Raw genomic sequence first — 11,371 nt, 5'->3', positions numbered from 1 at the left:
GTTGTTGGGTAGGGGAGCGTTCTGTAAGCCGTTGAAGGTGGTCTGTGAGGACTGCTGGAGGTATCAGAAGTGCGAATGCTGACATAAGTAACGATAAAGCGGGTGAAAAGCCCGCTCGCCGGAAGACCAAGGGTTCCTGTCCAACGTTAATCGGGGCAGGGTGAGTCGACCCCTAAGGCGAGGCCGAAAGGCGTAGTCGATGGGAAACAGGTTAATATTCCTGTACTTGGTGTTACTGCGAAGGGGGGACGGAGAAGGCTATGTCATCCGGGCGACGGTTGTCCCGGTTTAAGCGTGCAGGTGTGTGCTCCAGGCAAATCCGGAGCGCTTTAACACTGAGGCGTGATGACGAGGCACTACGGTGCTGAAGTGACAGATGCCCTGCTTCCAGGAAAAGCCTCTAAGCTCCAGGTAACACGAAATCGTACCCCAAACCGACACAGGTGGTCAGGTAGAGAATACCAAGGCGCTTGAGAGAACTCGGGTGAAGGAACTAGGCAAAATGGTGCCGTAACTTCGGGAGAAGGCACGCTGGTGCGTAGGTGAAGTCCCTTGCGGATGGAGCTGAGACCAGTCGAAGATACCAGCTGGCTGCAACTGTTTATTAAAAACACAGCACTGTGCAAACACGAAAGTGGACGTATACGGTGTGACGCCTGCCCGGTGCCGGAAGGTTAATTGATGGGGTCAGCCGTAAGGCGAAGCTCCTGATCGAAGCCCCGGTAAACGGCGGCCGTAACTATAACGGTCCTAAGGTAGCGAAATTCCTTGTCGGGTAAGTTCCGACCTGCACGAATGGCGTAATGATGGCCAGGCTGTCTCCACCCGAGACTCAGTGAAATTGAACTCGCTGTGAAGATGCAGTGTACCCGCGGCAAGACGGAAAGACCCCGTGAACCTTTACTATAGCTTGACACTGAACATTGAGCCTTGATGTGTAGGATAGGTGGGAGGCTTTGAAGCGTGGACGCCAGTCTGCGTGGAGCCGACCTTGAAATACCACCCTTTAATGTTTGATGTTCTAACGTGGACCCGTGATCCGGGTTGCGGACAGTGTCTGGTGGGTAGTTTGACTGGGGCGGTCTCCTCCTAAAGAGTAACGGAGGAGCACGAAGGTTGGCTAATCCTGGTCGGACATCAGGAGGTTAGTGCAATGGCATAAGCCAGCTTGACTGCGAGCGTGACGGCGCGAGCAGGTGCGAAAGCAGGTCATAGTGATCCGGTGGTTCTGAATGGAAGGGCCATCGCTCAACGGATAAAAGGTACTCCGGGGATAACAGGCTGATACCGCCCAAGAGTTCATATCGACGGCGGTGTTTGGCACCTCGATGTCGGCTCATCACATCCTGGGGCTGAAGTAGGTCCCAAGGGTATGGCTGTTCGCCATTTAAAGTGGTACGCGAGCTGGGTTTAGAACGTCGTGAGACAGTTCGGTCCCTATCTGCCGTGGGCGCTGGAGAATTGAGGGGGGCTGCTCCTAGTACGAGAGGACCGGAGTGGACGCATCACTGGTGTTCGGGTTGTCATGCCAATGGCACTGCCCGGTAGCTAAATGCGGAAGAGATAAGTGCTGAAAGCATCTAAGCACGAAACTTGCCCCGAGATGAGTTCTCCCTGACTCCTTGAGAGTCCTGAAGGAACGTTGAAGACGACGACGTTGATAGGCCGGGTGTGTAAGCGCAGCGATGCGTTGAGCTAACCGGTACTAATGAACCGTGAGGCTTAACCTTACAACGCCGAAGATGTTTTGGCGGATTTGAGAGAATATTCAGCTTTGATTCAGAGTCCGAAGGATTTTGCGCTGAGACAAGGCGGCAAACGAAGGAAAGGAAGGAGCATACAGAGGTATGTGACTGACTTTACGAGAGCAGCCAACGCAGTATCAGTGGAAAAGACACAGGACAGAGCACAAAGAATTTGCCTGGCGGCTTTAGCGCGGTGGTCCCACCTGACCCCATGCCGAACTCAGAAGTGAAACGCCGTAGCGCCGATGGTAGTGTGGGGCTTCCCCATGTGAGAGTAGGACACTGCCAGGCATCCATTGCGTGAAGAGGCCATCCGGAAGGATGGCCTTTTTGCGTTTTTGCACATCTCCACTCCTTCCGAAATTGAAACTTTCTCACCTTTCGCTTCCAGACTCGACATTTTGTTCAATTCTGGTTATCTTCAGCTATCTGGATGTCTAAACGTTTATACGTATGCTGTGAGGTAACAAGGTTATGCCGATTCGGGTGCAGGACGAGCTACCAGCCGTCAATTTCTTGCGTGATGAAAACGTCTTTGTGATGACCGCATCGCGCGCTACAGGTCAGGAAATCCGCCCTCTGAAGGTGCTGATCCTTAACCTGATGCCAAAGAAGATCGAAACGGAAAACCAGTTTCTGCGTTTGCTCTCGAACTCACCGCTGCAGGTCGACATTCAGCTATTGCGCATTGATGCCCGCGAATCCCGCAATACGCCAGCCGAGCATCTGAACAACTTCTACTGTAACTTCGATGATATCTGCCATGAAAACTTTGATGGCCTGATCGTCACGGGCGCGCCGCTGGGGCTGGTTGAATTCAACGACGTTGCCTACTGGCCGCAAATCAGACAGGTGCTGGAGTGGGCAAAAGATCATGTAACCTCCACACTGTTTGTCTGTTGGGCCGTACAGGCGGCACTCAATATTCTCTACGGTATTCCTAAGCAAACCCGCACAGAAAAACTTTCCGGCGTTTATGAACATCACATCCTCCATCCTCATGCTCTGCTGACCCGTGGGTTTGACGATGCGTTCCTGGCCCCACATTCACGCTACGCAGATTTTCCGGCAGCCCTGATTCGCGATTACACCGATCTCGAGATCCTCGCGGAAACGGACGATGGCGATGCTTACCTGTTTGCCAGCAAAGATAAACGTATCGCCTTTGTGACGGGTCATCCTGAATATGATGCTGATACCCTGGCGGGCGAATATTTCCGTGATGTTGAAGCCGGTCTGAATCCTGAAGTGCCGTACAACTATTTCCCGAAAAACGATCCGCAAAACCGTCCTCGCGCCAGCTGGCGAAGCCATGGCAATTTGTTATTTACCAACTGGCTCAACTATTACGTCTACCAGATCACACCGTACGATCTGCGTCATATGAATCCAACGCTGGATTAATATCCTGCCGATCAGGATCCTAAAGCGTTTCAGCATTCCATTACAGGCACCTTCGGGTGCCTTTTTCATTTCTGAAATTCACTTCATTCAGTAAATAAATTTTAAATTCTTTGTTATCAATGTGTTGTTGTATTTTCAATTCAAAAATGGAAATTGTTTTTGATTTTGGAATTTAAATGAGTAGTCTTAATTGTGCTGAACGAAAACTACGCAACGATCGTTCGTTCACGTTGGGGGAATTCTAAAGATCGATTACGAGGAGCTGCGAAATGAATCAACAGGCAACAACCATCGATGAACTGGCATTTAGTCAGCGACGTGGCAGCCAGGAAGAGCAAATCCTGACGCCGGAAGCCGTAGAGTTTCTGACCGAACTGGTGACGCGTTTTACGGCTAAACGCAATACATTGCTGGCCGCTCGCGTCAGACAGCAGCAGCAGATCGATGCCGGGACATTGCCTGATTTTATTTCGGAAACAAGTTCCATTCGTGAAAGTGAATGGACGATCCGCGGCATCCCGAATGATTTACTGGACCGTCGCGTCGAAATCACCGGCCCGGTTGAGCGCAAAATGGTCATTAACGCCCTGAACGCCAACGTAAAAGTGTTCATGGCAGATTTTGAAGATTCTCTGGCGCCGAACTGGGACAAAGTAATTGAAGGTCAAATTAACCTGCGCGACGCGGTGAACGGCACCATCAGTTACACCAATGAAAACGGCAAAATCTACCAGCTGAAGCCTGATCCGGCGGTGCTGATCTGCCGCGTACGCGGCCTGCATTTACCGGAGAAGCACGTCACCTGGCGCGGGGAGGCTATCCCGGGAAGCCTGTTTGATTTCGCGCTCTACTTCTTCCACAACCACAAAAAGTTATTAGCCAAAGGCAGCGGCCCCTATTTCTATCTGCCGAAGACTCAGGCCTGGCAGGAAGCGGCCTGGTGGAGCGAGGTGTTCTGCTACGCAGAAGATCGCTTTGATCTGCCACGCGGCACCATCAAAGCGACGTTGCTGATCGAAACCCTGCCTGCAGTATTTCAGATGGATGAGATCCTGCACGCGCTGCGCGATCACGTCGTCGGCCTGAACTGTGGCCGTTGGGATTACATTTTCAGCTATATCAAGACGTTGAAAAACTACCCGGATCGCGTCCTGCCGGATCGCCAGGTGGTTACCATGGATAAACCATTCCTGAGCGCCTATTCGCGTCTGCTGATCAAAACCTGTCACCGCCGTGGGGCGTTTGCGATGGGTGGCATGGCGGCGTTTATTCCCAGTAAAGATGAAGAACGAAACGCCCAGGTACTGACAAAAGTAAAAGCCGACAAAGAACTGGAAGCGAAGAACGGCCACGATGGCACCTGGGTTGCGCATCCGGGGCTGGCCGATACCGTGATGACGGTCTTCGACGGCATTTTGGGCGAAAAGCCAAACCAGCTGTTTGTGATGCGGGAAACGGATGCGCCGATCACCGCCGAACAACTGCTGGCGCCCTGTGAGGGTGAGCGTACCGAAGAGGGGATGCGCACGAATATTCGCGTCGCGGTTCAGTACATCGAAGCCTGGATTTCAGGAAACGGCTGCGTGCCGATCTATGGCCTGATGGAAGATGCTGCCACCGCCGAGATCTCCCGTACCTCTATCTGGCAATGGATCCATCACGAGAAAACACTCAGCAATGGTAAACCGGTCACCCGTGAATTGTTCCGTCAGATGCTGAAGGAAGAGATGCGCGTCATTCAGACCGAGCTGGGTGAAGCGCGCTACAGCAGCGGCCGCTTTGATGATGCCGCGCGCCTGATGGAAGAAATTACCACCTCTGACGAACTGATCGATTTCCTCACGCTGCCGGGCTACCGCCTGTTGCCTTAACTCACCACATCATGACATGGAGCATTTGCAAATGAAAACTCGTACCCAACAGATCGAAGAGTTACAAAAAGAATGGACACAACAGGCGCGCTGGGAAGGCATTCGTCGCCCCTACAGTGCGGACGAAGTGGTGAAATTACGCGGTTCGGTCAATCCGGAGTGCACGCTGGCGCAACTGGGTGCGGCGAAAATGTGGCGTTTACTGCACGGTGAAGCGAAAAAAGGGTACGTCAACAGCCTCGGCGCGTTGACTGGCGGGCAGGCGTTGCAACAGGCAAAAGCGGGCATCGAAGCGATTTATCTGTCCGGCTGGCAGGTCGCGGCAGATGCAAATCTGGCCTCCAGCATGTACCCGGATCAGTCGCTGTATCCGGCGAACTCCGTCCCTTCCGTGGTAGAGCGGATCAACAATACTTTCCGCCGCGCGGATCAGATCCAGTGGTCCGCCGGTATCGAACCAAACGATCCGCGTTTCGTTGACTACTTCCTGCCGATCGTTGCTGATGCGGAAGCCGGTTTCGGCGGCGTGTTGAACGCCTTTGAACTGATGAAATCGATGATCGAAGCCGGTGCGGCGGCGGTTCACTTCGAAGATCAACTGGCCTCGGTGAAGAAGTGCGGCCACATGGGCGGCAAAGTGCTGGTTCCGACGCAGGAAGCGATCCAGAAACTGGTGGCAGCGCGTCTGGCGGCTGATGTCATGGGCGTTCCGACGCTGTTGGTTGCCCGTACCGATGCCGATGCGGCGGATCTGATCACCTCTGACTGCGATCCGTATGACAGCGCCTTCATCACCGGCGAGCGCACCAGCGAAGGCTTTTTCCGTACCCATGCCGGTATTGAACAGGCGATCAGCCGCGGCCTGGCGTATGCCCCGTATGCGGATCTGGTGTGGTGTGAAACCTCCAAACCGGATCTCGAGCAGGCGCGCCGTTTTGCTGAGGCCATTCACGCGCAATTCCCGGGCAAACTGCTGGCCTACAACTGTTCACCGTCGTTTAACTGGAAGAAAAATCTCGACGATAAAACCATCGCCAGCTTCCAGCAGCAGCTCTCGGATATGGGCTATAAGTTCCAGTTCATCACGCTCGCGGGCATTCATAGCATGTGGTACAACATGTTCGACCTGGCGCATGCCTATGCGCAGGGCGAGGGCATGAAGCACTACGTCGAAAAAGTGCAGCAGCCGGAATTCGCCGCAGGCAGCGAGGGCTATACCTTCGTTTCTCACCAGCAGGAAGTCGGCACCGGCTACTTCGACAAAGTCACTACCATCATTCAGGGCGGCGCATCGTCAGTCACGGCGTTGACCGGCTCCACTGAAGAAGATCAGTTCTGATACTCTTTCCCCTCTCCACCCGGAGAGGGGCTACCGTGAGGGATAACGATGCAGCGTGGCCTGGAATTATTGATCGCTCAAACCATTCTGCAGGGCTTCGATGCGCAGTATGGCCGCTTTCTGGAAGTCACTTCAGGCGCGCAGCAGCGTTTTGAGCAGGCTGACTGGCACGCCGTGCAGCAGGCCATGAAGCAGCGTATTAATCTCTATGATCACCATGTTGGTCTGGTGGTGGAGCAACTGCGTTGCATCACGGGTGACAGAAGTACGGATGCGAGCTTCTTACTGGAGGTAAAAGCGCATTACACGCGGTTGCTGCCCGACTACCCACGTTTTGAGATTGCCGAGAGTTTTTTTAACTCGGTCTATTGCCGCCTCTTTGATCACCGTTCGCTGACGCCTGATCGACTCTTTATTTTCAGTTCGCAGCCCGAACGCCGTTTTCGCACCATGCCACGCCCGCTGGCAAAAGATTTTTTCCCCGACCGTGGTTGGGCGACGTTATTAACCAATGTCTTGTCCGATCTGCCTTTGCGGCTGCCATGGCAAAACCAGTCGCGGGATGTGGAATACATCATCGCGCATCTGACCGAAACTTTTGGGGCGCAGACGCTGCAACAGAGCTATTTGCAGGTGGCGAATGAGCTGTTCTATCGCAACAAAGCGGCCTGGCTGGTCGGGAAACTCTTCACGCCAACGGCGACGCTGCCGTTTCTGCTGCCTGTTCACCGCAGCGAGGACGGTAAGCTGTTTATCGATACCTGCCTGACGACCAGCGCCGAAGCCAGCATTGTCTTTGGTTTCGCCCGTTCCTATTTCATGGTTTACGCGCCATTGCCTGCCGCCCTGGTGGAATGGTTACGCGAGTTGCTGCCAGGGAAAACCACCGCAGAGCTGTATATGGCGATTGGCTGCCAGAAGCACGCGAAAACGGAAAGTTACCGCGAATACCTCAACTACATCCATTCCGCGGCGGATGAAAAATTCACCGAAGCGCCGGGTATTCGCGGCATGGTGATGCTTGTGTTCACGTTGCCGGGGTTTGACCGCGTTTTCAAGGTGATAAAAGACCGCTTCGCTCCGCAAAAAGAGGTCACGGCGGCGCATGTCCGCGCCTGTTATCAACTGGTCAAAGAGCATGACCGCGTCGGGCGCATGGCAGACACGCAGGAGTTTGAAAACTTCGTGCTGGAAAAACAGCAGATAGATCCGGCGCTGATGGCGCTGTTGCTGACAGAAGTGCCGGAAAAAATCACTGATCTCGGCGACCGCATCAGCATCAGCCATCTTTACATCGAGCGCCGCATGGTGCCGCTCAATATCTGGCTTGAACAGGTAGAAGGCCAGCAACTGCGCGATGCGATTGAAGAATATGGCAACGCCATTCGTCAGCTTGCGGCGGCCAATATTTTCCCGGGCGATATGTTATTCAAAAACTTCGGCGTTACACGCCACGGGCGGGTGGTGTTCTACGATTACGACGAAATTTGCTACATGACGGAAGTGAATTTCCGTGACATTCCGCCGCCGCGTTACCCGGAAGATGAGCTGTCCGGCGAGCCGTGGTACAGCGTCTCGCCCGGCGATGTGTTCCCGGAGGAGTTCCGCCACTGGCTCTGCGCCGACCCGCGTATCGGGCCGCTGTTTGAAGAGATGCATGCCGATCTGTTTCGCGCCGACTACTGGCGTGGCCTGCAAACACGCATCAAAAACGGCCACGTCGAAGATGTCTATGCTTACCGCAGACGGCAGCGTTTCAGCGTCCGCTACGGTAAGCAACCGCAGACCGATCAGGCGTAAAAATAGCGCACCACGTGAAAGAACACCGGCGCGGCAAAGCACAGGGAATCAATGCGATCCATCATCCCGCCATGCCCTTCCAGCATCGCGCCAAAGTCTTTCACGCCACGGTCGCGTTTAATGGCGGACATGCACAACCCGCCAGCAAAGCCCAGCAGGGTGATCAACAGAGAGATAAAAAAGGCTTCCACCACACTGAAGGGCGTCACCCAGAACAGCGCGGCGCCGACGAGGCTGGCGCTCAGGATCCCGCCGACGAAACCTTCTACGGTTTTATTCGGGCTAAGTTTCGGCACGATGGCGCGCTTGCCCCACAGTTTACCGAACACATACTGCAGCACGTCGGAGATCTGCACGACAATCATCATAAACAGCACCAGCTTGATGTTTTCCCCTTCAAAACCGGGAATGGAGAGCATCAGCAACGCAGGCGCATGGCTGACGCAATACACGGCGATCATCAGGCTCCACTGGATTTTAGCGCTGCGCTCCAGAAATTGCCGGGTATCGCTGGCGAGGGCAATGCGTGCGGGGATAAAGAGAAAAGCGTAGACCGGAATAAACACCACAAACAGGTTATACCACTCAATGCCGACCAGCAGATATTGCAACGGCAGAATGACGAAAAAGCACCAGAACAGCGCCTCGTGATCTCCACGCCGGGTGGGTGTCAGCGTAACGCATTCGCGTAATGCGAAGAAAGACATCAGCGCAAACAGGACAACGGAACCGATGGGGCCAACCAGCAACGCGATGACGGAAATGGTGCACATCACCCACCAGGCCCGAATACGGGCGTTGAGATTGGCAATGGTGGCGTTTTGCTTTTTTCTCGCCAGCAGATAGCCAATAAGACTCGCGATGATCAGCAGGCTAAATAACCCGGCGAGCAGGAGCATTAATTCATGATCGGTATTACGCATGGGAAAGCGCCTCCAGCGCGACTTTGGCGCGATCCAAAAATTCCGCTTTGGTTTCATGTTCTGCAGGGCCGCTTAGCGGGGAGCCAAACGTTGCGCTGCAAATAATGGGAACGACCAGTTTCGAGCCTTTCGGCAACACGCGATTCAGGTTTTCCAGCCAGACCGGAATCAGTTGCGCTTCCGGGTAGCGTTGCATCAAATGATAGAGCCCGCTTTTAAATTCCCCCAGCGCTTCGCCGCTTCCCCGGGTACCTTCAGGAAAGAAAATCAGCGATTCCCGTTTTTCCAGCACGTCGATGAGCGGAGCCAGGGGATTTTCGTCCGGCAGCGGTTTACTGCTCTTGCCGTTACGCGCGATCAGCACTGCGCCAAAGATGCGCGAGGAGAGATAGCGGCGCAGGCGGCTCTTTTGCCAGTAATCGGCAGCGGCTACCGGATGGACCTTATCGCGCATCGTGGCGGGCATGCTGGCCCAGATCACCAGTCCGTCAAGGTGGCTGCTGTGGTTGGCGAAGTAAATCGTCGGCTGTTCCGCCTGCGGAACGGATTGCCATCTGGCTTTAATGCCCGTCAGTAAACGGCAAAGACTGACCAGAAAAGCGCGCACGAGGGTTTTATCAGGCGAGAAACTCATGAGCGTTCTCCTGCATGTAAATCGCGGATGATTTTCCGGGTACGATCAATACAGGTGATCACCGTGCCCGCCAGAATGATGATCAGCACCGTCAGGCCAACGTGCTGCCCCCACTGCGGCACCACCACAGCGACCAGCGCGCCTGTCGTCAGCAACGCCATACGATGCTGTTTGGCCATCGGGCCGCTGAAGCGCTGTGTCAGCCCGCAGGTGCCTCCCAGCAAACGGATATACGCCGTCGCAATGGCGAACAGCGCGCAGGCCCAGCCCAGCACGACGCCAGACGGAAAGTGAAGAAGGCCATAACCCATGCCGAGTAATAGCAGGGTATCGGAGATGCGATCAGGAAGTTCGTTATATACCGCGCCTGCCGGGCTTCGTAAGCCACCTTCAACTGCCACCATGCCATCCAGCAGGTTACAGATGAGCCGACCCTGAATACCGGCAGCGGCGATCACTAACAGAATGCGTTGCGTGAGCGTGTTGTCACTGTGCCAGACCAGCAAAAAGCACAGCGCCGCGACCGCAGCGAACAGAATGCTGAAGAGGGAGATGCCGTTGGGCGTACAACCTTTACGGCGGAGAAAGCGGGCGGCGGATGCTGCCCAGCGCGTCTCGCGCGCCCGAATGGGGCGGCGGTCCTGGATATCCTTTTCCATCAAAAGTGCTCATTTTCGGCTGTTGTTGCGCACAGATTATACAGTGCTGGCGGGAGATTAACGAACCCCTCCGTAGGCCAGCGTCACCTCTTTTGCGGCTTTGATCACTAACGCGCCCAGTTCTGTCACCCGATCGTCAGTGATTCGGGAAATAGGTCCGGAAATGGATATTGCGGCGAATGGTTCACGGTGTTCGTCAAAGATACAGGCTGCAATGCAGCGCAGCCCCAGCGCGTGTTCTTCATCATCGAACGAATAGCCGCGTTTACGCGTTTGCGCCAGGTCTTCTTTCAGATGTACCGGCGACACCAGCGTGGCGTGGGTATAAGCGTGCAGCCCCTTGCGATGCAGCAATGCGCTGACCTGCTCTTCACTCAGTTGTGATAAAAAGGCTTTTCCGGCACCCGACGCGTGCATCGGCAGTTTGCCGCCAATCGGCGCGGACATGCGCATCAGTTGGGTACACTGCACCTGGTCGATGATAATGGCCTGATGATCGCTCTGATCCAGCACCGCAAGATTGACCGTCTCGCCGGAGGTTTCCATTAGCGAGCGTAAAATCGGATGCACAATGGCCAGCAGATTGCGGCTCTGCAAAAAGCTGCTGCCGACGATAAACGCATGCGCGCCCACCGTCCAGTGCCCCAGATCGCCCACCTGGCGCACAAAACCCAGCTGTTGCATGGTGGTCAGCAGGCGGTGAGTGGTGGAGTTAGGCAGTCCTGCCTGCTGCGCCAGCTCGGTCAGCGCCACGCTGCCGTGGGATTCCGCAATCCACTCCAGCAATTTCAGTCCACGGGTCAGCGACTGGACTTGTCCGGCTGGCTGAGCGGCGACAGGGGCGGCTTTTCTGCCGCGTTTGGCGGGAACGGTGGCAACCATAGCGGACTCCTTTTCTGTATCGTGGAAATCATTTTCGTTTTATTTGGTGATAATGCAACCTGTATCCTTACTCATCGGATGAGTTGTTGCCGGGATTATGAACTTGTCTCATGT

The 11,371-nt window shown here is 54.7% G+C and carries 8 protein-coding genes and 2 rRNA genes; 6 read left to right on the top strand and 4 right to left on the bottom strand.

All coding sequences use genetic code 11. From position 1 onward, the window contains the following. The 6 genes from AOY23_RS11725 to aceK form a co-directional block, all read left to right on the top strand. Positions 1–1,730: ribosomal RNA gene (locus AOY23_RS11725) — 23S ribosomal RNA — on the top strand; the annotation flags it as partial. Positions 1,731–1,920: 190 nt separating this feature from the next. Beyond that, positions 1,921–2,036, top strand: a 5S ribosomal RNA gene (gene rrf, locus AOY23_RS11720). Positions 2,037–2,219: 183 nt separating this feature from the next. Next, positions 2,220–3,149, top strand: coding sequence for a homoserine O-acetyltransferase MetA (gene metA / locus AOY23_RS11715; RefSeq protein ID WP_054179801.1), 930 nt, complete (start codon positions 2,220–2,222; stop codon positions 3,147–3,149). 269 nt (positions 3,150–3,418) lie between these two features. Further along, positions 3,419–5,020, top strand: coding sequence for a malate synthase A (gene aceB / locus AOY23_RS11710; RefSeq protein WP_054179800.1), 1,602 nt, complete (start codon positions 3,419–3,421; stop codon positions 5,018–5,020). A 31-nt stretch (positions 5,021–5,051) separates the two neighbouring features. Continuing rightward, a complete protein-coding gene (aceA, locus tag AOY23_RS11705) occupies positions 5,052–6,359 on the top strand; it encodes an isocitrate lyase (protein WP_054179799.1) in 1,308 nt (435 codons plus the stop codon). A 48-nt stretch (positions 6,360–6,407) separates the two neighbouring features. Next, positions 6,408–8,159, top strand: a complete 1,752-nt coding sequence (gene aceK / locus AOY23_RS11700) for a bifunctional isocitrate dehydrogenase kinase/phosphatase (protein WP_054179798.1) — start codon at positions 6,408–6,410, stop codon at positions 8,157–8,159. Here aceK and AOY23_RS11695 read toward each other — a convergent pair. From AOY23_RS11695 to iclR, 4 genes are read right to left on the bottom strand one after another with little or no spacing between them, the layout of a single operon-like run. Further along, positions 8,150–9,082, bottom strand: a complete 933-nt coding sequence (locus tag AOY23_RS11695; RefSeq protein ID WP_054179797.1) for a phosphatidate cytidylyltransferase — start codon at positions 9,080–9,082, stop codon at positions 8,150–8,152. The genes aceK and AOY23_RS11695 overlap by 10 nt on opposite strands. Continuing rightward, positions 9,075–9,716, bottom strand: a complete 642-nt coding sequence (locus AOY23_RS11690; protein WP_054179796.1) for a lysophospholipid acyltransferase family protein — start codon at positions 9,714–9,716, stop codon at positions 9,075–9,077. The genes AOY23_RS11695 and AOY23_RS11690 overlap by 8 nt, the downstream gene beginning before the upstream one ends. Next, a complete protein-coding gene (locus AOY23_RS11685; RefSeq protein WP_054179795.1) occupies positions 9,713–10,375 on the bottom strand; it encodes a CDP-alcohol phosphatidyltransferase family protein in 663 nt (220 codons plus the stop codon). Before AOY23_RS11685 ends, AOY23_RS11690 begins: the two co-directional genes overlap by 4 nt. Before the next feature lie 57 nt (positions 10,376–10,432). Beyond that, a complete protein-coding gene (iclR, locus tag AOY23_RS11680; RefSeq protein WP_054179794.1) occupies positions 10,433–11,257 on the bottom strand; it encodes a glyoxylate bypass operon transcriptional repressor IclR in 825 nt (274 codons plus the stop codon). Positions 11,258–11,371: the final 114 nt, after the last annotated feature.

It is taken from the genome of Trabulsiella odontotermitis, from assembly GCF_001297775.1.
In the GTDB taxonomy this organism is placed as follows: Bacteria; Pseudomonadota; Gammaproteobacteria; order Enterobacterales; family Enterobacteriaceae; genus Trabulsiella; species Trabulsiella odontotermitis.
This window is presented reverse-complemented; position numbering and strand designations above follow the sequence as displayed.

Coding starts and splice junctions, on each gene's coding strand:
- metA (WP_054179801.1), top strand. CDS start 2,220: ATGCCGATTCGGGTGCAGGACGAGCTACCAGCCGTCAATTTCTTGCGT.
- aceB (WP_054179800.1), top strand. CDS start 3,419: ATGAATCAACAGGCAACAACCATCGATGAACTGGCATTTAGTCAGCGA.
- aceA (WP_054179799.1), top strand. CDS start 5,052: ATGAAAACTCGTACCCAACAGATCGAAGAGTTACAAAAAGAATGGACA.
- aceK (WP_054179798.1), top strand. CDS start 6,408: ATGCAGCGTGGCCTGGAATTATTGATCGCTCAAACCATTCTGCAGGGC.
- AOY23_RS11695 (WP_054179797.1), bottom strand. CDS start 9,082: ATGCGTAATACCGATCATGAATTAATGCTCCTGCTCGCCGGGTTATTT.
- AOY23_RS11690 (WP_054179796.1), bottom strand. CDS start 9,716: ATGAGTTTCTCGCCTGATAAAACCCTCGTGCGCGCTTTTCTGGTCAGT.
- AOY23_RS11685 (WP_054179795.1), bottom strand. CDS start 10,375: ATGGAAAAGGATATCCAGGACCGCCGCCCCATTCGGGCGCGCGAGACG.
- iclR (WP_054179794.1), bottom strand. CDS start 11,257: ATGGTTGCCACCGTTCCCGCCAAACGCGGCAGAAAAGCCGCCCCTGTC.